General features: G+C 64.2%; 18 protein-coding genes. 8 read left to right on the top strand and 10 right to left on the bottom strand.

Going from position 1 to position 21270, the window contains the following annotated elements:
- Window positions 1-11: 11 nt before the first annotated feature.
- Window positions 12-1049, top strand: a complete 1038-nt coding sequence (locus tag A39O_RS0109580; protein ID WP_020504431.1) for a thiamine pyrophosphate-dependent enzyme — start codon at window positions 12-14, stop codon at window positions 1047-1049.
- A complete protein-coding gene (locus A39O_RS0109575) occupies window positions 1049-2677 on the top strand; it encodes an NAD(P)-binding protein (protein ID WP_020504430.1) in 1629 nt (542 codons plus the stop codon). Before A39O_RS0109580 ends, A39O_RS0109575 begins: the two co-directional genes overlap by 1 nt.
- Window positions 2678-2749: 72 nt before the next feature.
- On the opposite strand, the gene A39O_RS0109570 is transcribed toward A39O_RS0109575, so the two are convergent.
- The 10 genes from A39O_RS0109570 to malE all read right to left on the bottom strand — a co-directional run bounded on the left by A39O_RS0109570 (window position 2750) and on the right by malE (window position 14284).
- A complete protein-coding gene (locus tag A39O_RS0109570) occupies window positions 2750-3310 on the bottom strand; it encodes a Uma2 family endonuclease (protein ID WP_020504429.1) in 561 nt (186 codons plus the stop codon).
- 16 nt (window positions 3311-3326) lie between these two features.
- Window positions 3327-3776, bottom strand: a complete 450-nt coding sequence (locus A39O_RS0109565; RefSeq protein WP_020504428.1) for a rhodanese-like domain-containing protein — start codon at window positions 3774-3776, stop codon at window positions 3327-3329.
- A 245-nt stretch (window positions 3777-4021) separates the two neighbouring features.
- Window positions 4022-5317 carry a cation:proton antiporter gene (locus A39O_RS0109560; protein WP_020504427.1) on the bottom strand — a complete coding sequence of 432 codons (1296 nt, stop codon included), beginning with the start codon at window positions 5315-5317 and terminating at the stop codon, window positions 4022-4024.
- A 375-nt stretch (window positions 5318-5692) separates the two neighbouring features.
- Window positions 5693-6868: a PQQ-dependent sugar dehydrogenase gene (locus A39O_RS0109555; protein ID WP_245561852.1), complete on the bottom strand. Its 1176-nt coding sequence runs from the start codon at window positions 6866-6868 to the stop codon at window positions 5693-5695.
- Window positions 6865-8472, bottom strand: a complete 1608-nt coding sequence (locus A39O_RS0109550; RefSeq protein WP_020504425.1) for a SagB/ThcOx family dehydrogenase — start codon at window positions 8470-8472, stop codon at window positions 6865-6867. The genes A39O_RS0109555 and A39O_RS0109550 overlap by 4 nt, the downstream gene beginning before the upstream one ends.
- Window positions 8469-8906: a gamma-butyrobetaine hydroxylase-like domain-containing protein gene (locus A39O_RS0109545; RefSeq protein WP_020504424.1), complete on the bottom strand. Its 438-nt coding sequence runs from the start codon at window positions 8904-8906 to the stop codon at window positions 8469-8471. Before A39O_RS0109545 ends, A39O_RS0109550 begins: the two co-directional genes overlap by 4 nt.
- Window positions 8907-9076: 170 nt before the next feature.
- On the bottom strand, window positions 9077-10216 hold the full coding sequence (locus A39O_RS0109540; protein WP_020504423.1) for an ABC transporter ATP-binding protein: 1140 nt from the start codon (window positions 10214-10216) through the stop codon (window positions 9077-9079).
- A gap of 139 nt (window positions 10217-10355) precedes the next feature.
- The gene (gene malG / locus A39O_RS0109535; protein ID WP_020504422.1) at window positions 10356-11246 is read right to left on the bottom strand and encodes a maltose ABC transporter permease MalG; all 891 of its coding nucleotides are present in this window, start codon (window positions 11244-11246) and stop codon (window positions 10356-10358) included.
- A 43-nt stretch (window positions 11247-11289) separates the two neighbouring features.
- Window positions 11290-12897, bottom strand: a complete 1608-nt coding sequence (malF, locus tag A39O_RS0109530; protein WP_020504421.1) for a maltose ABC transporter permease MalF — start codon at window positions 12895-12897, stop codon at window positions 11290-11292.
- A gap of 199 nt (window positions 12898-13096) precedes the next feature.
- Window positions 13097-14284, bottom strand: coding sequence for a maltose/maltodextrin ABC transporter substrate-binding protein MalE (gene malE / locus A39O_RS0109525; RefSeq protein WP_020504420.1), 1188 nt, complete (start codon window positions 14282-14284; stop codon window positions 13097-13099).
- A 593-nt stretch (window positions 14285-14877) separates the two neighbouring features.
- On the opposite strand from malE, the gene lamB reads away from it, so the two are divergent.
- From lamB to A39O_RS32910, 6 genes are all read left to right on the top strand, one after another.
- On the top strand, window positions 14878-16443 hold the full coding sequence (gene lamB, locus A39O_RS32915) for a maltoporin (RefSeq protein ID WP_020504419.1): 1566 nt from the start codon (window positions 14878-14880) through the stop codon (window positions 16441-16443).
- Window positions 16444-16551: 108 nt separating this feature from the next.
- Window positions 16552-17583, top strand: a complete 1032-nt coding sequence (locus A39O_RS0109515) for a MalM family protein (RefSeq protein ID WP_157639917.1) — start codon at window positions 16552-16554, stop codon at window positions 17581-17583.
- Between the two features lie 214 nt (window positions 17584-17797).
- Window positions 17798-19312 (top strand): 4-alpha-glucanotransferase, encoded by a 1515-nt coding sequence (gene malQ / locus A39O_RS0109510; RefSeq protein WP_020504417.1) that lies wholly within the window; start codon window positions 17798-17800, stop codon window positions 19310-19312.
- A 245-nt stretch (window positions 19313-19557) separates the two neighbouring features.
- Window positions 19558-20121: an elongation factor P-like protein EfpL gene (gene efpL / locus A39O_RS0109505; RefSeq protein WP_020504416.1), complete on the top strand. Its 564-nt coding sequence runs from the start codon at window positions 19558-19560 to the stop codon at window positions 20119-20121.
- Between the two features lies 1 nt (window position 20122).
- The gene (locus A39O_RS0109500) at window positions 20123-20398 is read left to right on the top strand and encodes a hypothetical protein (protein WP_020504415.1); all 276 of its coding nucleotides are present in this window, start codon (window positions 20123-20125) and stop codon (window positions 20396-20398) included.
- A complete protein-coding gene (locus A39O_RS32910) occupies window positions 20395-20748 on the top strand; it encodes a hypothetical protein (protein ID WP_020504414.1) in 354 nt (117 codons plus the stop codon). The genes A39O_RS0109500 and A39O_RS32910 overlap by 4 nt, the downstream gene beginning before the upstream one ends.
- Window positions 20749-21270: the final 522 nt, after the last annotated feature.

Here is a 21270-nt window from a genome sequence, read left to right as displayed (position 1 = left end):
AGGCACCTACAATGACAGCGACCACCATCAAGTTCTATCAGACCGGCACCCACACGGTCGGCAATCGCCTGCTCGATCCGGAACACCGTTCGGTGCAGGCGGACATGCGGCGCACTAATTCGCTCAACTCCGGACACCGCGCCTGTCAGGGCTGCGGCGAGGCGCTGGGCGCGCGCTACGCGATCGACGCCGCCATGCAGGCGACCGACAATCAGTTGATCGCGGCCAACGCGACCGGCTGTCTGGAGGTCTTCTCGACGCCGTATCCCGAGACCTCTTGGCAGATCCCCTGGATTCACTCACTGTTCGGCAACACCGCCGCGGTCGCCACCGGCATCGCCGCGGCCATGCGGGTGAAAGGGCGCAGCGACGTGCGCGTCGTCGCCCAGGGCGGCGACGGCGGCACCACCGACATCGGCTTCGGCTGTCTGTCGGGGATGTTCGAGCGCAACGACGACGTGCTCTACATCTGCTACGACAACGAGGCCTACATGAATACCGGGGTGCAGCGCTCCTCGGCCACCCCCGGCGCGGCGCGCACCGCAACCACCCCGGCGGTCGGCGACGCACCCGGTAACGTGTTCGGACAAGGCAAGAATCTGCCGCTGATCGCCATGGCTCACGAGATCCCCTATGTAGCCACCGCCATCGTGTCGGAACTGCGCGACCTCGAGGCCAAGGTCAAGCGCGCCATGGAGATCCGCGGGGCGCGTTACATCCATGTCTTCGTGCCCTGCCCGCTGGGCTGGGGAACCAATTCCTGGGACACCATCCACATCGCCCGACTGGCGAAAGAGACCGGGGTCTTCCCGGTGTTCGAGGCGGAGCGCGACCGGATCGTCAGCGTCTCGAAGATCCGCAAGCAGTTGCCGGTGGAGGCCTATCTGCGGCCACAACGGCGCTTCGCACATCTCTTCTCGCCCACACCGAACACCGAGGCCATTGCGCACATTCAGGCGCTGGCCGACCGTAACATCCGGCGCTTCGGACTGGTCGATCCCGCGGCTGAAACCGCTGTCGCAGCCCCTGTCGCAACAGGTAACCCGTGATGGAAAAACCATTCGCAATCACACTCGATGTCGGGTCCTCACTGGCCAACAAGACCGGGACCTGGCGTACCTACCGACCGCAATATGTCGACCGGCTGCCGCCATGCAACAACGCCTGTCCCGCGGGGGAGAACATCCAGGAGTGGCTGTTCCACGCCGAGTCCGGTGACTATGAACAGGCGTGGCGCGCGCTGACCGCGAACAATCCGCTGCCCGCCGTGATGGGCCGCGTCTGCTATCACCCCTGCGAGACCGCCTGTAACCGCGGTCAACTCGATGAGTCGGTGGGCATCAACTCGGTCGAGCGCTTCCTGGGCGATCAGGCGATCAAGCTCGGCTGGAAGTTCACGCCACCCGCGAGCAGTTCCGGCAAGCAGGTGCTGGTGGTCGGCGCCGGCCCGTCCGGGCTCTCCGCCGCCTACCATCTGGCGCGCCTCGGACATCGGGTCACCATCCAGGAAGCCGGGCCATTCGCCGGTGGCATGATGCGCTTCGGCATCCCCAAATACCGGCTGCCGCGCGATGTGCTGGACGCGGAGGTCCAGCGCATTCTCGATCTGGGCGTGGTGCTCCAGCTCAATACCAAGGTTGAGAACATCGAGCAGACCATGAAGGACAGCGGCTTCGATGCCGCCTTCCTCGCCGTGGGTGCCCACATCGCCAAGCGCGCCTACATTCCGGCCGCCGACTCGGCGCGGATGCTCGACGCCATGCAGGTGCTGCGTGGCATGGAGGATGAGGAAAAGCCGATGCTGGGCCGCCGCGTGGTGGTCTACGGCGGCGGCAACACCGCGCTCGACGTCGCCCGTACCGCCAAACGCCTGGGCGCCACCGACGCCATCATCGTCTACCGCCGCACCCGCGAGAAGATGCCCGCCCACGACTTCGAGGTCGAGGAGGCGCTGCAGGAAGGCATCATGATCAAGTGGCTGTCCACCATCAAGAACATGTCGGACGAGGGCACCCTCACCGTCGAGAAGATGGCGCTCGATGCCACCGGCTTCCCGCAGCCCACCGGTGAATTCGAGACGCTCGAATCCGACTCGCTGGTGCTGGCGCTTGGCCAGGATGTGGATCTCTCGCTGCTCAACGGCGTGCCGGGATTGGAGATCAAGGACGGCGTGGTGCAGGTGGGCACCAACATGATGACCGGCCGCGCCGGCATCTTCGCCGGCGGCGACATGGTGCCTTCGGAGCGCACCGTCACCGTGGCCATCGGTCACGGCAAGAAGGCGGCGCGCAACATCGACGCCTGGCTGCGCGGCGAGACCTATGCGCCGGCACCCAAGCACGCGTTGGCGGAGTTCGATAAGCTCAACACCTGGTACTACGACGACGCACCCAAGATGGTGCGGCCGACGCTCGACCTGGCGCGGCGCCAATCGACCTTTGAAGAGGTCGTCGGCGGGCTGGACGAGAGTACCGCACTCTTCGAGGCGCGGCGCTGTCTGTCCTGCGGCAACTGCTTCGAATGCGACAACTGTTACGGCGTCTGCCCGGACAATGCCGTGATCAAGCTCGGCCCCGGCAACCGGTTCGAGTTCAACTACGACTACTGCAAGGGCTGCGGCATCTGCCGCACCGAGTGCCCCTGCGGTGCCATCGTGATGGTGCCGGAGACCATCTGACCTCGCCCCACGGGCCGGACGGGGCGCAAGGCCCCGTCCGCGACCCAGTGGCCTTCAGCCGCACGCATGACCTCAGGGCAGCAGATCGCCGACCAAGAGGTGTTGCGTGAGGATTTCCAGCGGAGAGACCTGGGCATCCGACGGCAAAACCCGCTGCTGGGCATAACCGCTGTTCTGCGGTTCGCGGCAGACCTCCAGGGTTTCCTCGTTCAAGTCCAAAATCCAATACTCAGGCACGCCCGCACGGGCGTAGGCCGCGAGCTTGCGGCCGCGATCATAGGCGAGTGTGGTGTCGGAAATTTCGCAGATGAGTCGCGCGTGGGCGGGGTGGGCGTCGCGGTAGTCACGCGGTTTGCCGGGGACGACGGCGACATCGGGTTCGGGTGCCGAGTGATCATCAAGATTGAACGGGAGTTGGACGCGCACGGTGACGCCGGGGCCGAATGCGCTGCGCAAGGCGTCTGCAACCAGCGTGACCGCGGTGGCATGCCGACTCTTCTGGGGTGCCATGTCGATGATCTCCCCGTCCAGCAATTCCACGTGGTCGTGCGGCCCGAATACGCCTGCATCGATCATCCGGTCATAGTGTACCCGGCTGAATCGATGCCGGTTCAGTTCCAGCACGGCGCTCATGTTGCGGCGGCCGACGTCAACACTGTTTGCACGCCTGTACCGGCAAGCCGCGCTTGATCCAGCCGGGTCCGGCGGCGCTGCCGACCATGCCCTCCTTGATGTTGTAGACATGGGTAAAGCCGCGCGCCTCGAGTTCTTTTTGCATATAGGTGGTGCGATTACCGGTGCGGCAGATGAGCGCGATGGGGGCATTGCGGTCGCCCTTGACCTCGGCGAGCACGGCCTCGGCAAAGCCGTCCGGCCCCTTGGGGTTGCGCATTTCGATCCGTACCGCACCCTCGGCGACGCCGGTTTGGCGCCATTCCTCGGGGGTGCGGATGTCGATCAGGGTGAGTGCACCGGTGCGTGCCTGATCGTTGGCCTCCGGGGCGGTCAGGGTCGGCCCGGCCTCGGACAGGCAGGCGGTCAGCAACAGGCCGGTGAACAAGGCCAAGGCTTGGCGTTTCAGGGGAAAGCGAAGGATCATCGTCGGAGTCTCTTGAATGGGGGGACGGGTCAGACTCGTCCGGTTACAACTGAGTCGGCTGAGTTAGGTCGCTGAGCCGCGATTCCAAGTGCCTGAGGTCATGACCCGGAATCGGGTCAACAAGATTGTCGGAAATCGCCTTAGGTGATTTCCGGGAAAGGATTCGCCGATGTGGCGGGGCGACTGAAGTCGCCCCTACAGCCCTACGGATCTTGCGGTCAGGTCTGTTGCTGATCGCGCGGGCATCAGTCCGGATGCGCGGCCGGGGCTGGTCCCGCCAGACCCCTCACGGCAAACTCCCGATCGGCCCGGCGCCCCATCGCACGGATGACCGGACCCAGCGTCAGGCCCTGCACCAGGATCGAGAAGACCACCACGATGTAGGTGACCGACACCAACAGGTCGCGGATCTCGCCGTGCGGCAAGGCCAGGGCCATCGCCACCGAGATGCCGCCGCGCAGCCCGCCCCAGGTCAGGATCGCGACCACACCGGGGGCAAAGGTGCGGAACCGGGTCAGGGAGGCCATCGGTAGGCCGGTACTGACTGCCCGGGCGACCAGGACTAGCGGGATGGCCAGCAGACCGGCGAGCAGGATCGATCCGGTCAGGGTCAGCACCATCACCTCGAGCCCGATCAGCACGAACAGCACGGCGTTCAGGATCTCGTCGGTCAGCTCCCAGAAACTGTCGACATGCCGCATCGTCTGGTCCGACCAGACTCCGTCACGGGCCAGGTTGCCGATCAACAGGCCGGCGATGACGACAGTGATCGGCGCTGAGACATGCCAGTGTTCGGCCACCGCATAGGCGCCGCTTGCCACCGCGAGGGTGATCAGTACCTCGACCTGATAGTTGTCGATACTGCGCATCATGTAATACGCAAGACCGCCGCTGACCAGACCCAAGGCGAAGCCGCCGACGGATTCTTGCAGGAAGGTAGTCAGAAAAAGCCCCGGATGGAGCTGCTCGGCGCCGACGGCGATTTGCACCAGTACCAGGAAGAGCACCACGGCTGCACCGTCATTGAACAGCGATTCACCGGTGATCTTGGTTTCGAGGCTCTTCGGCGCCGCGGCCTGCTTCAGGATGCTGAGGACCGCGATGGGGTCGGTCGGCGAGATCAGGGCGCCGAACACCATGCAGTAGATCAGGGGAACCTTAAGCCCCAGCAGAAGGAACAGGAGCCAGGCGCCAAAGCCGACCAGCAAGGTCGAGATCAGCACTCCGACGCTCGCGAGCAAGGCGATGGCCCATTTGTGTTGCGCCAGATCGGAGAGTTTGACGTGCAGCGCTCCGGCAAAGAGCATGAAGCCGAGCATGCCGTGTAGCACGGCCTCGTCGAAGGGGATGCTGTCGAGCATCCGCTTCACGTCCTCCTCCAGTCCGTCGCTACCCGGAATCGGCAGCAGCAGGGTCAGTGAGATCAGCAGCGCGATCAACATCAGGCCGATCGCGGTCGGCAGTTTCAGAAACCGGTGGTTGAACCAACTGAACAACGCGGACAGCGTGAGCAGGGCGGCAATGATGTCAAAAAATCGCATGGCGAGTTGCGTCCCCCAGGGTGGTATAGCCTTCGAACGTGATTACCGGACGTAGGGGCGGGTTTTAAACCCGCCCCTACACGAAAGTCTGTCCGGATATCAGGTGCGAACGCTATATCGTCCAGTTTGATCTTGCGGGCCTTGATCATCGTCCCAGCTGTAGGGTGGACAAGCGATAGCGCAGTCCGCCGAATCCCGCGCCGCCGCTGGTGGACTGCGCTGCGCTTGTCCACCCTACGATGCCGCGTCGCCGGAACCATGATCAAGGCCATTCTGCGCGTCCGGATCGGCAGGGGCAGCCTTCCCAATCCGGTGCTGCCTGGCGGCAACCTAAACGCAAGGCTCCATAAATGCAATTCCGGTCGGTCGCGACCCTCAGTCGGGGACGATTCTCAGCAAGCGTCCGTTGGCCTCGTCGGTGAGGACATACAGGAAACCGTCGGGCCCCTGCCGCACGTCGCGCACCCGGGCGCCGATGGTGAGCTTCTCCTCGCCCGCCACCCGCTCGCCGTCCAGGTCGATTCGGCGGACTTGGCCGAACTTCAATGCACCGCTGAACAGGTCGCCCTGCCAGCCCGGCAGGCGCTCGCCGCTGTAAAAAGCGAGTCCACTTGGGGCCTTCGACGGAACCCAGACCAGCCGGGGATCGACCATCCCCGGCCCGCTGGTGTCGTCCGCGATCTTGGGTCCCCAGTATTCCATGCTGTAGGTCACCACCGGCCAGCCGTAGTTGCCGCCGCCGACCAGGAGGTTGAGTTCATCCCCGCCGCGGGCGCCGTGCTCGGTGGCCCAGACCCGGCCGGTGCGGGGGTCGCGGGTCAGGCCCTGGATGTTGCGGTGACCCAGGGTCCAGATCTCGGGGCGGTCGCCCGTCCGGTTCACCAAGGGGTTGTCGGGAAGCGGCTGACCGTCCTCGCTCAGACGCACGACCTTACCGAAGTGGGTACCCGGGTTTTGCGCCTGGTCGCGGATGTTCGCTCCGGCATGGGCGATCGGCGGATTGCCGCCGTCGCCGATGCTCATCAGCAGGGAGCCGTCGGGCAACCACAGCAAACGCGAGCCGAAATGTTGGCCGTCGTTCTTGGTGTCGGCGTTGCGGAAAATGACCTGCAGGTCTTCCAGCCGGCCCGCGCGCAGGCGCCCCCGTGCCAGCGCGGTGCGGTTGGCGTCCTTGGTGCCCTGGGCAAAGGTGAGATAGACCTGTTGGTTCTCGGCAAAGCGCGGGTGCGGTGCCACATCGAGCAGACCGCCCTGACCATAGACCAAGACCTCCGGCACCCCGGCGATGGACTTGGGGTCCAGCCGGCCGTCACGCACGAGGCGCAGGCGCCCGGGCCGCTCGGTGATCAGGGCCGTGCCGTCCGGCAACCAGGCGATGGACCAGGGGTGTTCGAGCCCGGTGACCAGGGTCTCCGCGCGCCAGCCGCGGGCCTCCGGCACATCGCCGCTGATCGGCGCCGGTCCGTCCGGCGGCGCACAACCGGCCACCGGAAGCCACGCCAGCAACAGGGGAGCCAGGATCGCACGGATGCACATGGGCGAACGGATCATGACGCTCGCGTCTCCAGATGAGCATAGGGCGGCTCGGTCTGTAACCGCTGGTCTTCCAGCGGACCGCCCACGGTGAAATGGTAAAGCGATTGCCACCGGGTGTCCGCAATTCCCAGCAGATCGTGCACGGCGTCGTCGAAGAAGCAGCCGATGCCGGTCCCACGCAGCCCCGCCGCCTCCGCCTCCAGATAGAGGATCTGACCGATCAGGCCGCACTCCCAGAAGAGTTCCCGATAGTGCCAGGGTCCATCCGCGAGCGCTGCATCGAAGTCCGCCAGCATCCCGACCGCAAAGGCGCTGTCGGCGGCAATGTCCTGATGACAAGCGAGCTGGCGTGCCGCCGCGCGGGCGTCGCCTTGGACCAGGCAGAACAGGGGTAGGTGGGCGGGTGCGGCTTCAAGGGGCTCCCAGCGCCAGGCTTTCCCCAGGCCGGACCGTAGCGCGTGGATGGCCGCGGGGTCGCGTGCCAGGCAATAGAGCCCGGGGGCAATCCCCTCCACCCGGTGGACGAACAGGGCCAGATGGACGCGGGGCGGCCCGTTCCAGGCGTCCAGGGGCGGCACCCCGGCGCGCGGCAAGAGCGCGTCCAGCATGGCGAACCAGCGCTGCGCCGACAGCGGCGTCGCCCCGTCGAATTCCTGAGCACTGCGGCGCTGGCGGATCAAATCGGCGGCGGTGAGTGTGCAGGGGTTCGCCGCCGGCGGCGGGAGGCTCGGGTGTTGCGTGGCGACAGGGAGTGCCGCCTCCGGGCGCTCAGCGGCCTCATGCACGGTGGCGATTCCCGACCAGTGCCGGTAGTCCCGACTCAACAGGTTCGCCCTACCCTGGAAACGCCGCGGTTGCTGGCGCAGTCGCGTGAGTTCGGCCGCCGGCGGGACCGCGGGGCCGACCCAGAGTGCCACATCCGCGGCCTCTTGGTGACCGGGCGGAAACTCATCGGCTCGGTCGAGCCCCAGCAGCCCGGCCAGCACCGCATCGCCCCAGGGCAGCCGCGTCACCTGCCAGCCCAGAACCGCGGCGGCATAGGCGACCGCCGCGATGGCGTGGCCGAGATCGTGCTGACAGTAGCGGAAGGCGCGCAGGCCGTATTTCCAGGCCTCGCGCCAGTAAATGCTGCTGAGCGCCAGCACCAGGCCCGCGGTTGGCGGCCCCGCCGCCGCTGTCTCAAGGTCGAGCGCACGTTGCTCCAGCCGGTGATCCCGACTGACATAGTGGTAGATCCCGCCGGCGAGACCCGCCCGGGCGTCGGTGATCAGATAACACTCGGTCGGGTGCAGATTCCCGCTGGATGGATTGCAGCGCAGTGCCCATCGGGCATCGCCATAGGACTTCCAGGCCGAGAGTCCGAACGACAGCTCCAACAACACCGCCAGATGCGCCAGATCCACCGGCGCCGGATGCGGCCGCTCCCCGCCGCGAATCCCTGAGAACAGCGCCGTCTCGGCATCGGCCGCCAGCCGCAGATCGATCCCCGGTGCTCCCGTGAAGACCCGAAACGGGTCCGGCTGATTCGCCCAGTCCAAGCCGCCCGGACCAGGCGCATAGCCGTTGAGGTGATGTTTGCTTTGCTGATGGTAGGCGTAGACCAGTTCCAGGGCGGTCATGCCGTCGCCGACTCCGGTTCCGGCAGTCGCGACGGGGCCTCCCCGCGCGCTTTGAGCACCTCGAAGGGGTCAGGCCCCTGGCGCTGGTGACCGGCGGCGGCGAGTCGCTCGAGATAATCGAACCAGAGCGGCTGCCAGGCGCGGCCGAGCTTGTAAAGGTACTGCCAGTCGTAGAGGCCTGACCGATGCCCGTCGTCGAAGTGAATCTTCAGGGCATAGCTGCCGATCTGCTCCAGGTCGGTAATGCCGACCTGTTCCTTGCCGACCTGTAGCTTGGCGGTCGCGGGCGAGTGCCCGCGGACCTCGGCTGAGGGCGACAGAACGCGCAGATACTCGCACGGCAGACTGAACCGGGCGCCGTCGTCATAGGTGAGCTCGAGCACCCGTGACTGCTGGTGGAGGTTGATCTCGGTCGGCAATGGTCGGTTTTCCATGGTGCGGTAACTCGCGTTGATTTTCTCCGCGAGGTTGGGACGGGGAAGCGCAATGCCAACGGATTGATTGCATTATGAAGTATGAAGTATGAATTATGAAAAGCCCCCTTGACTTGGGCCATCATCAAGCAGACGCTTCATACTTCATACTTCATACTTCATACTTCTCTTCAGGTTCGGCTGAACCGCGCCGTGCGCGGAAATGCCTGCCCCTTGGCATCGAAAAGGTAGCAGGCGTCGGCCGGCACACCGATGTCGAACTGGCTCTGCGGCGCGGCGGGGGTTTCCGGGCGCACCTTGACCGTGAAGTCCTTGCCGCCCACTTCCAGGTAGACGAAGGTCTCGGCGCCCAGATGTTCGGCCACCTGAACGGTACCGGTGACCCGATTGTCGGCACGCGGGTCGTCGAGCATGACCGTGTGCTCGGGCCGGATGCCGACCTCGACTTTGTCTCCCGCCCGGCCCCGGCTGCTGTCGACCGATGCGGTCAGGCTGATTCCGGTGTCGAGCTTGATGCGGGTCCGCTGTTCGCCGGCTTCCTCGATCATGCCGTCCAGGAAGTTCATTTTGGGCGAACCGATGAAGCCGGCGACAAAGCGATTGGCCGGCGCATGATAGAGGTCCAGCGGCGGGCCGAACTGCTCCAGGTTGCTGGCCGCGCCATCGTCGGTGAGCGGACTCAGGACGACGATCTTGTTGGCCAGCGTCATGGCCTCGACCTGATCGTGGGTTACATAGATGGTGGTGGATCCGCGCTCCTGGTGCATCCGAGCCAATTCGATCCGGGTCTTCACCCGCAGGGCGGCGTCGAGATTGGACAGCGGTTCGTCGAGTAGGAAGACGTCGGGGTGCTGGACCAGGGCGCGGCCGATCGCGACCCGCTGGCGTTGACCACCGGAGAGCGCCTTGGGCTTACGCTCCAGGAAGCTGTCCAGACCCAGCATCGCCGAGGCCTGAGCCACCCGCTCCTTCGCGATGGCCTTGTCGATTTTCTTGATCTTGAGTCCGAAGGCGAGATTCTCACGCACCGTCATGTGCGGGTAGAGCGCATAGGATTGGAACACCATGCCGACGCCGCGATTGACCGGCGGCACGTCATTCATCCGTTTGCCGCCGATGTAGAGGTCGCCGGAGGTGATGTCGTCGAGCCCGGCGATGGCCCGCAGCAAGGTGGACTTACCGCAGCCCGAAGGGCCGACGAAGACCACGAACTCACCCTCTTTGATGTCCAGGTTGATATCGCGCAGCACATCGCGCGCGACACCGGGGTTGTAGTTCTTGACCAGGTGATCGATCTTGACGTCAGCCATCTCTTCCAAGCTCCTGGGGGGCGTTTTGGCAACGGATTATAAAAGTGATTTCTGTCACAGTGGCCTTGGTCATGGTTCCAACCACGCGAGATCGTAGGGTGGACAAGCGCAGCGCAGTCCACCCGGCCAACGCCTCGTATTAGCCCTTGACCCCACCGGCGGTCAGGCCGCCCACCAGCCAGCGCTGAGCGAGCAAGAACACCAGGGTGATCGGCAGACCCGACATGACGGCGGCGGCGGCGAAGTCGCCCCATTTGTATTCCTGTGGATTCAGATAGTATTGTGAACCCACCGCCAGCGTCAGCTTGGCCTCGTCCTGGAGTAGAATGGAGGCCACCGGGTATTCGGTAATGGCGGTAATGAAAGCCAGGATGAAGACCACCGCCAGGATCGGCACCGAAAGCGGCAGCAGGATCAGCCGGAAGGCCTGCCAGGGTGAGGCGCCGTCGAGCATGGCGGATTCCTCCAATGACTTGTCGATGGTCTCGAAATAGCCCTTGATGGTCCAGACGTGCAGGGCAATACCGCCGAGATATGCAAAGATCAGCCCGGGGTGGGTATTGAGCCCCAGCGGCGGAAAATACTCGGTGATCCGGCTGAACAAGGCGTAATAGGCCACCAGCGCCAGGACCGCCGGGAACATCTGGAAGATCAGCATTGCCTTGAGTAACAGGCTGCGCCCCGAAAAGCGCAGCCGGGCGAACGCGTAAGCACAGGTGGTGGAGAGTGCAACGATCAGGATCGCCGAGATGACGGCCACCTTGACCGAATTCCACAGCCACAGCAGCACCGGAAAAGGCGGTGGGATGGTCCGCCCGGACTCATCAATGATGGACATGCCCAGCGCGAGCCGCCAGTGATCCAGGGTGGGATTGCTGGGGATGATGTCGCCGACCGCGAAATTCCCGGTGCGGAATGAGATGGCAATGACCATCAACAGCGGGAAGATGATCAGGGCAAGAAAGAACCACAGAAAAACATGCGCCGCCAGCTTGCGGTAGATGACGGATTGCGATTCAACCATGGCCATTGCGGTATCCCCTTATCGGTTCGGCAAAAGGTGCTGTTCGCTCTCAACGATCCACGCGCATCAGCTTGATGTTGATCAGCGCCAGAATGCCGACCATGATGAAAATCAGAGTCGCGATGGCCGAGGCCAGTCCGTAATCCTGTCCCGAACCCTCGAAAGCGATGCGGTAAGTGTAGGTCACCAGCAAATCGGTCGTGCCGGCCGGCGTTTGGGCGCCGATGATGTCGGGACGCCCCTGGGTCAGCAATTGAACCAGCACGAAGTTATTGAAATTGAACGCGAATGACGCGATCAACAGCGGCGTCAGCGGCTTCATCAGAATGGGCAGCGTGATGCTGAAGAAGTCCCGGATGAAATTGGAGCCGTCCATTGCCGACGCCTCGTAGAGGTCCGCCGGGATCGCTTTCAGCAGTCCCATGCACAGGATCATCATATAGGGGTAGCCGAGCCAGGTGTTCACGATCAGCAGCATGGTGCGGGCGAGCGTGGGATCATTGAACCAGCCGGGTCTGATACCGAAAACCTGACTCAACAGCAGGTTGATCTCGCCGAAGTTCTGGTTGAAGAGTCCACGGAAGACCAGGATCGAGATGAATGCGGGCACCGCATAGGGCAGGATCAGCAGCAGCCGATAGAGGCCGCGGCCCGCGAGTCCCTCCCATTGCACCAGACTCGCCAGCACGGTGCCGATGGCGAGCGTGAACACCACGGACAGGAAAGAGAAAGTCAGGGTCCACCCGAAGATCTGCAGGAAGGGCCCCTGCACCCCAGGGTCGGTCAAGACCCGCAGGAAATTCTTCCAGCCGACGAAAACGCTGAATCCGGGGGCGATTCCCGGCCCGGTGAATTCACCTTCGGCGTTGATCTGCCGATAGAAACCGAGCCGCATATCCGGTGCGATGCGCTCCTTGGTCTGCTGGTTCACCAGGATCGATCCGTCCCCGCCCTGGGCGCTCGGCAAGACTTGAAACAATGGGCGCGTCGCCGAGAACTGGCGCATCCCGCTCATGCGCAGATCGCTATGGTCGGGCAAGTGTGCCACCACGTTCTGCATCACGCCGCGCAGCCGCACCAGTTCCTTGACCGCCAGCGGCGGCTGGTCCGGCGGAGTGTCGATGGCGGTCAGGTCGATCTCGATCGGCGCGGTGGCCGCCGGCGGCTGGGCCTTGGCGTCGGGAATACGCAACTCCACTGGTTCGCTGATAAAGCGTTCGCCGGTCTTGGCCGTCAGGGCCAGACGATAGGTCTCGGGGCCGGCGGCGTAGAGACTGAAGTCGTAATTCTGACCTTCGATCCGGTAGGTTTGCGACAGATGGTAGTGGCGCGCCCGCTCGAAGGTCAGGATGTTGCTTGCACTGAAATTGGTGAAGGCGATCCAGATCGTATAGGCGAGTGGAAAAACGATGAAAATGAACATGGTCGCCACACCAGGGAAGATGTAGCGATGGACATAGGCGCGCTCGGCCGCGAATACATAGAGACCGGTGGCGACCAGGATCAGGAACACCAGGGCGAAAACGGTCTCGCCCTGGATGTACATCAGGGTCACGGCGTACAGGTTGATCAGGGCGATCAAACCGAGAACGGCCCATTTGAGCCAATGCGTCGCGGACGTACCCGCACCCTCGATCGAGACAGTTGTGACCGCCATGATGATCCCCCCCTTGGTCTGTGGTGCAGTGGCCCGCCGGCCTTGTATGCCTGGCGTCCCTCGTGGGAGCGGCCTCCGGCCGCGATGCGAGGCCGCGTTAACCTGCGGCCCTGCGGCACATCGCGAGGTCCCGTCGCGGCCGGAGGCCGCTCCCACAGGGTCGCTGCGCGACGTCCGGGCATTGGCCGGACGCGGCCTGCTACTTGGCGGTAACGGTCCGCTTGGCCGCGTCGTCCAGTGCGGCGTCGACTGATTGGCGGCCGGCCGCGACGTTCTTCAGGGCGCTTTCCAGGTTGGTCCAGTAGTTGATCATTTCCGGGACGCTGGGCATCGGCTCGCCGGCGGCGGCATTGTCGAAGGTGACTTTGATGCGTTCGTCCGCCGCGAGTTGCTGCTGGAATTCCTTGAGTGCGACGGCTCCCAACGGCTTGTCGTCATTGACCGACTTGAGACCCGCGGGCGTCAGCAGGTATTCCTCCAGGAAGAGCGTCGCCAGGTCTTTGTTGGGGCTGGCGTTGTTGATCGCGCCGCCGAGCACACCAACAAAGGCGCGGGCCGGCTTGCCGCCGAGGGTGGGCAGCGGGGCAACGCCGTAGTTGACGCCGCTCTTGTTCAGGTTGTCCCAAGACCAGGGGCCGTTGATCGTCATGGCCGCCTCGCCTTTGTTGAACTTGGCCTCGGCCACTCCATAGTCCACGCCGCGCGGCATCTGTCCCTTCTCGATCATCCCGGCCAGGAAGCCCACGCCCTGCTTGGAGCCCGCGTTGTTGAGGCCGGTGTCCTTGACATCATAGCTCCCGTCAGCGCGCTTCTTGAAGGCGTAGCCGCCGCCGGCGGACATCAGCGGGTAGGTGAAGTAGGGGGTTTCGAAGGCCCAGAGGATAGCGTGCTTTTTGTCCTTCTGGAGTTTGGCGTCCAGCGCGGCCATTTCTTCGAAGGTTTTGGCCGGGCCGTCCGGCATCAGATCCTTGTTATAGATCAGCGAGAGTGCCTCGACGGCGATGGGATAGCCGTAGATCTTCCCGTCGATGGTGACGGCATCCCAGGCAAAGTCATCGATCTTGGCCTTCATCTCCGCGCTGGGGGTCAGCGGCGCGATCAGGCCGCCCTTGGCCCACTCGCCGTAACGATCATGCGCCCAAAACATGATGTCGGGTCCTTGGGCATTGGATGCCACCTGCTGGAAGCGCTGTTCGACCTTGTCCGGATGGGAGACCTCGACCGGCACACCGGTGTCCGCCGTGAAGCGCTTGGCGACCTCGTCCAGGCCGTTGTAGCCCTTGTCGCCGTTGATCCAGAGAACGAGTTTGCCCTCTTCGAAGCCGAGTGCGGTACCGGCCAGGGAAAGCGTTGCGGTGGCGACGACCAGCGCGATGAGTTTCTTCACGATCAATGTCCTGCCTATGGCGTAGTTGTTTTTGCGTTGTCCCGAGGGCGTCGCGGGAGAGCACCCAAGTCGACGTTCCGGCCTCGATCAAGATTCCGGCCACGTGGGCTCGCCGGGTGCGTAGTCAGGCCATCCTGGCCTGGCACCGTCAGGGCTGGAAGCCCTGACTACGCACGCCGCTGGCCGGGGTTACGACCTAGGCCGACGTTCCAAGTCCTCACCTGCGCAATTCCGGCCGCAACGACTCCGGAATCAGGACTCGGTTCACCCCGCCCCGACTGGGGGGCTCCTGTTCAGGCGATCCCAAGCCGTCACCCGAGTATAGACCAGGGTCTTTCGTTGGGGAACAGCGGCGTCGGCCGCGCTCGGCGTGTGGCGCGTCACACCCTTCCCGGATGTTGCGTGATCACGACAGACTTGCTTTTCAGTTTCTGGTCGCTCTAAAACACGGAATTTTCTATCAATAAAAAATACTTTTAAAACATGGCTCGACAAGCTGTTTCGTAGGGTCTACATTAAGCCATGAGGCGTCTGTGCTCAAAATGCGACGTGGTAGCAGTGTGTCGCCCCCAAGACCCTGGAGGACTCGATCAATGAAACTTCGCGTGTTGACGACGGCACTTGCCGCGTCTCTGGCATCAGGCGCCGTCCTGGCCGCAGACGCCGCCAAGAACTACATCCCTGATTTCCACGGCTACCTGCGCTCCGGCATCGGTGCGACCGGGGGCGGCGGCGATCAATCCTGCTTCCAGTCGAACGGGGCGGATACCAAGTACCGTCTGGGCAACGAGTGCGAGACCTACATGGAAATCGTGCTCGGTAAGTCCTTGTGGGAGCAGAACGCCCAGAGCTTCTATGTCGACACCCGAATCGCCTACAAGTCGGCCGCGCAGAACGACTGGTCGGAAGACCCGGGCGACGGGTCCGGCTCCAACAGCGACGCCATCTCCGGTGATCGGGCGATGACGGCTCATCCGTACCGGGACTCTGTGGTGTCGGTGCGCGAGGCCAATGCGCAGTTCCGGGGCGTGATCTCCGGTCAGGAGAAGTCGAATCTCTGGGCCGGCAAGCGTTTCTATCAGCGCCATGACATCCACATGGCCGACTTCTACTACTGGGACCTCTCGGGACCAGGGGTCGGACTGGAATACTGGACCCTGGGCCCCGGCGACCTCTCGCTGGCCTGGGTGCGCAACACCGACGGTCCCTGGGTCAACGGATATGGTACTGAGTTCTACAACGACGAGATCGTCCGCCCCAATGTCATCAACAACGTACTCAGTACCCGCTACGCGAACCTGACGACGAACAAGGACGGCTCTCTGGAGCTCGGCATCGAGTACGGCACCGCGGATCTGACCAACGACCAGGACAGCGTCAAGGCGCGGGTACTTGCCTCCGGCGAGATCGAACGGATGGAGCCGTTCGAATACAATAACGGCTGGCTGTTCACTGCTGAACATACCCAGGGAAACTGGTTCGGCGGCTTCAACAAATTCATCGCGCAGTACGCCACCGGCAGCATGGCGGCGACCGGCAACAACAACACGCACTCGAGCAGTAATGCCGGGGCGGATTTTTACGGCCTCGACAGCGAGGGTGATCCGACCATCCTCCCGGCGCTCGATTACATGTGGCGGGTCATCGATCACGGCACCATCGCCATCGGTAGCCGGGTCGAGATGATGTATGCGGTCTGGTACGAGTCCAAGAAGCGCAACTCGGCAACGCTGAACAGCGGTTTGGCGGCGACCGGCAGCGGCGGAGAGAAGAACTGGTTCTCGATCGGCATCCGGCCGCAGTACAACTGGACCGACACCATGAATACCGCGCTGGAGGTCGGGTATGACGACGTTTCCTTCTCCAATAATTATGCCGGTTATGGATTGTCTGCCGCGGATCTGGCCGAACTGCCGGTGGGACTCGATCCCAACGTGCTGCGCTCGTGCGCCACGCGCGACGACCACTGTGTTCTGACCAAGGTCACCCTGGCCCAGCAATGGCAGGCGGGTCCGAGTATCTGGGCGCGTCCGGTGATCCGTCTGTTCGTCACGTATGCGGACTGGAACCAGGGTAACTTTCCCCAGACCCCCGGTATTATCTCGGCCCAGGACACCAGCGGCGTGACCTTCGGTGCTCAAGTGGAGGCTTGGTGGTAAGGTGTCGACCGTCCCGGCCGGTGGGACGGCGAGCAATCCGTGTTGAGGCGGCAGTGCCGGTCAGGGGCTGCCGCTGGTCATCGTGTCATGCAAGCCCAGGAACCCCGTATGCCCAGATCACTCACCGTTGCACTCGTTTTCAGCCTGGCGACACTCGCCGGCTGCGCCGGCACGGGCAAGAACTCCTGGTTCGCACCCATGGAGTCCCGCTCACCCATGTACACCGCGGTCAGCCCGAGCGCCGCGGCCAGCCAGGAAATCCTGAATGCCGCCGCGGTCTGCTGCGACGCGCTTTCGGAACTGCGGTTCGCGCCGCTGGACACCACGACCACCCGGTTCTATGAGATCAATGCCGCCTCTCAGGCCTTTGCGTTCTCGACCGGCAAGAGCCTGCTCCAGGCCTTCAGCATTCCGGACGATCTGGAGCGCGCCACCCTCACCATCGACGCCGTCGCCGGGGCCACGGTCTTCGTGCCGACCGTGCTCATCCTGGACCGCGACTTCAACGTGACGCGGGCCATCGAGTCGAGGAGTTTCAAGTACACCCCCGCCGGGTTCATGGAGCCGCAGCGGTTGCGCGGTCGGGTGTTTCTGGACCGCCGCCAGGGCAGTGAGCTGGCGGGCGAGAAGTATCTGGTGATCTTCACCACGGACAAGGACATGCGCGGCTCGACCCGGATGATCAGCGAGGCGCGGCTGTACGCCCGGGCGCGCGGCTTGGCCGACCCAGGGCTTCCGGATCCCGTGGCCCGCCATGCGGCGACCGGTGTCTTCCGCATGGATGTCGGTGAACTGGAAACCGCGGCCCCCGCGGTCAGCCGCGCGTATGTCCAACAACAACGCGGGGCGACGCGCTACGTGACACCGGCACCGGCGGTGACCACCGCGACACCCAAGGCGCCCGCGCCCGTTGCGCCGCCCTCGCCTGCGGCAACGCGGAAGGCGACCGCCAAGCCAACCGCGCCGACCAAGGGTCCCCAGCCGATGCTGCCGGAGACGCAGCGGATGTATGACGGGATGATCGAGGAATCGGTGTCGGTCGGTGACATGGATCGCGCCTGGCGGCTGGTGCAGGAGGCGGAGCGCGCCGGCTCCACCAGTGCCCGGACCACCTTCGTGACCGCGGTCAAGAACAAATAGCGGGCCGGCACGCGCGCCTTGACCATCTCCGGCCGCTCGCAGCAGCGCCATCCCGGCGCTTCGAAGCGGCTGGAAGCCGCTTCGACGGCCGGCGCGCGCGCCGGGTCGACGCCCGGGAGGTGTCGGCGCCGCGTTTTTCCGAACGAGGTCGTCGGCTTTTGCGCTGGTCTTCGGTAGACTTCCGGGATTCGGTTCACCAACCCCGGAGTCACCCATGCACCGCACCAGCGGCATCCTGCTGCACCCCACCTCGCTCCCCGGACCCTTCGGTATCGGCGACCTGGGCCCGGCGGCCCATCGTTTCGTCGATTACCTCGCCGATGCCGGACAAGGTCTGTGGCAGGTCTTGCCTCTGGGCCCGACCGGGTACCGGGACTCGCCCTACCAATGCACCTCGGCCTTCGCCGGCAACCCCCTGCTGATCAGCCCGGACCTGCTGCTCGCCGCGGGTTGGCTCGATCCCGCCGACCTCGAACATCCGCCCTTCGCGGCCGGGCCGGTCGACTTCGGTCTGGTCAACGCCTGGAAGTGCGATTTGCTGGAGCGGGCGTGCCAAGGTTTCCTGGCCCGCGCCGATCAAGGCCAACGGGACGCTTTCGACCGCTTCCAGGCCGAGCATCAGGACTGGTTGCCGGACTATGCGCTCTACGCCGCTCTCAAGACCGCGCATCGGACCCGGCCCTGGACCGACTGGCCCGAGCCGCTCGCGCGGCGCGATCCGGCGGCGCTGCACGCCTGGGCCGCGGAGTACGCGATCCAGGTCGAGCGTCAACGTTTGATCCAGTTCTTCTTTTTCGGCCAGTGGACCGCCTTGCACGACGCTGCCCGGGCCCGCGGCATCCGTCTGGTCGGCGACATGCCGATCTTTGTCGCGCACGATTCGGCCGAGGTCTGGGCGCATCGCGACTGGTTCCGGCTGGAGCCCAACGGCCAACCCACGGTGATCGCCGGGGTCCCGCCGGACTACTTCAGCGAGACCGGCCAGCGGTGGGGCAATCCGCTGTATGACTGGGACGCCCTGGCCGCGGACGGTTACGGCTTCTGGGTGCAGCGTCTGCGTCGTCTGTTGCAGGTCACCGATCTGGTGCGCGTGGACCACTTCCGCGGCTTTGCCGGATTTTGGGAGATTCCCGCGCACGAGGAGACGGCGGTCAACGGACATTGGGTGACGGGTCCGGGACAGGATTTGTTCGACGCCTTGCGCAAGGCGCTCGGGTCGAGTCTGCCGTTGATCGCCGAGGATCTGGGGGTCATCACCCCGGACGTGGAGGCGCTGCGCGACGGGCTCGAACTGCCGGGGATGGCCATTCTCCAGTTCGCCTTCGATGATCCCTGTGAGCATTTCGGACACTGCGCCTTCCTGCCTCACAACCATCAGCGGCGCCTGGTGGTCTACACCGGCAGTCATGACAACAACACCATTGTTGGCTGGTGGGCGGAGCAGGATGACGATACCCGCGCGCTGGTGTGCCGCTACCTGAACACCCACGGTGAGCACATCCACTGGGCCTTCATCCGCGCGGCACTGTCCTCGGTCGCCGCGCTCGCCCTCTTCCCCATGCAGGATGTCCTCGGTTTCGGTGCCGAGGCGACCATGAACCGCCCCGGAACAGCGGACGGCAACTGGACCTGGCGGATGCGCGACGAAGACCTGCACCCGGACAGCGCCGCGCGGCTGCGGGATCTGAGCGGGCTGTTCGGCCGGTCACCCCATGTACCGCCAAGCTGATCACACTGCCTGCCAGGAATAATGGTGGATGCGCTACGCTTATCCACCCTACAAAAACCGGCGCTGCTGTAGGGTGGATAAGGCGCGCCGCACAATGTTCGGGACGCGGCACGTCGGCCGTGGGCGCCGCATCCACCAGAGGTCGCACGAGACCCCTCAAACTTGGAATTGCTGCACCGCCTGCTCACCCATCGCCACGCGGTATGATGTGCGATCCATTCTCCAATCAAGGCTCCTCAGTGCCCATGAAAGTCAGTGAAATCAAGAAAGGAATCGTTATCGACGTGGACGGCGCCAACGTCTACGTGAACGAGGTTCAGGTGCAAACCGCCTCCTCGCGCAGCGGCAACACGCTCTACAAGCTGCGCGGCCGCAACGTCGTGACCCGCCAGAAATTCCAGGGGAGCTTCAAGGGCGACGAGGTCGTCCAGACGGTCGATTTCGAGCGGCGGCCGATGCAGTACCTGTTCGAGGACAGCGACGGCTGCACCTTCATGGATCGCGATACCTACGAACAGCACAGCTTCGATCTGGAAGCCCTGGAGCAGGAACGGCCCTATCTCACCGAGGGCCTGGAGGGGATCTTTGGTCTGCTGGTCGACGGCGTCGCCGTGGGGATCGAGCTGCCGGCCACCGTCGTCCTGGAAGTGATGGACTGCGCCCCGGCCATGAAGGGCGCGTCCGCCTCTGCCCGCAACAAACCCGCCACCCTGAGCACGGGCCTGGTCGTCCAGGTGCCCGAGTACATCGTCACCGGTGAGATGATCAAGGTGAACACCATCAGCGGGGACTTCATGTCACGCGCCTGAGATGAAGCCCGACACCCGCACCGCCATGCGTCAACTGATGGCCCAGGTGCGGGCGGCCATCCCGTTCGACGCGCCCGCGGCCCAGGTGTGCACCGGGACCTGCGCCAGGTGTTCCATGAAACTCCTGGAGTTTCTGGGAACCGAGCTGCAAGCCTGGGAGTATCACCTGGATGCCGGCGAAAAGCCGACCCTTGGCGATCTGTCCCGCCTGGCCCGGACCAGTCGCAAGGTTTACGCGGTACTAGAGCGCAATGGCCTGGTGGCTTGTGAATCATGACGATCGACGAATCCGACTGGAAGACCTACAAGCGCCTGCGGGATTTGGCCCAGGAGCGCTTCTCGCAACGCGTGCTGGACGCGTGTCGGCGAATCTGCGGCGATGAATCCTTGTCCGTCCAGGAACGGCACCTCGAACTGTCCCGGTTCCTGCGCGAACGGGATCGGGAGATGCCGATGATCTTCGATTCTCTGCGCCGCTCGACCGCCGTGCTTTGCCTTATGGCGATGGGCAGCCGCGGGCTGTTGACCGAAGAGGAGGTGTCGGACCTCAGTCCTGAGCTTCAGCGGACGGTGAGGTTCGCGCAAAACGGCGGAGGCGGGCCGAGCCTACGGAACGGGGATGCCTGAAGATGTACCAACGTGTAGGGGCGACTTTAGTCGCCCCTAAAGCCCCCTAAGGCGATTTCCGAGAATTTTTATACCAAGCAGGCCGGCGTGATCAGGATGTCCCACTTGGGAAGTGTCGGACTCCGTTCCAGCCGAAGGGACAAGGGGTCAAAGGGACAAGGGGTCAAAGGGACAAGGGGTCAAAGGGACAAGGGGTCAAAGGGACAAGGGGTCAAAGGGACAAGGGGTCAAAAGGGACAAGGGGTCAGGTCTTTCCTCTTGAAAGGGACAAGTAGGACAAGGGGTCAGGTCTTTCCTCTTGCCTAAGAGGACAAGGGGTCAAGGGACAAGGGGTCACAAGGGACAAGGGGTCAGGTCTTTCCTCTTGCCTAACACGAGGCAAAAGGAAAGACCTGACCCCCGGCTCCCTGACCCCCGGCTCCCGTGACCCCCGGCTCCCCGCTCTTGCACCTCGCGGGGAGCGTGCCGGGCGTCTACGATAAAACCGTTCACCTTGATCAGCCAAGCCACGGGGTTATCCGC

The organism is Lamprocystis purpurea DSM 4197 (assembly GCF_000379525.1).
GTDB classification, from domain to species: Bacteria; Pseudomonadota; Gammaproteobacteria; order Chromatiales; family Chromatiaceae; genus Thiodictyon; species Thiodictyon purpureum.
The sequence above is the reverse complement of the archived record's forward strand: the minus strand, read 5'-3'. Positions and strand labels throughout refer to the sequence as shown.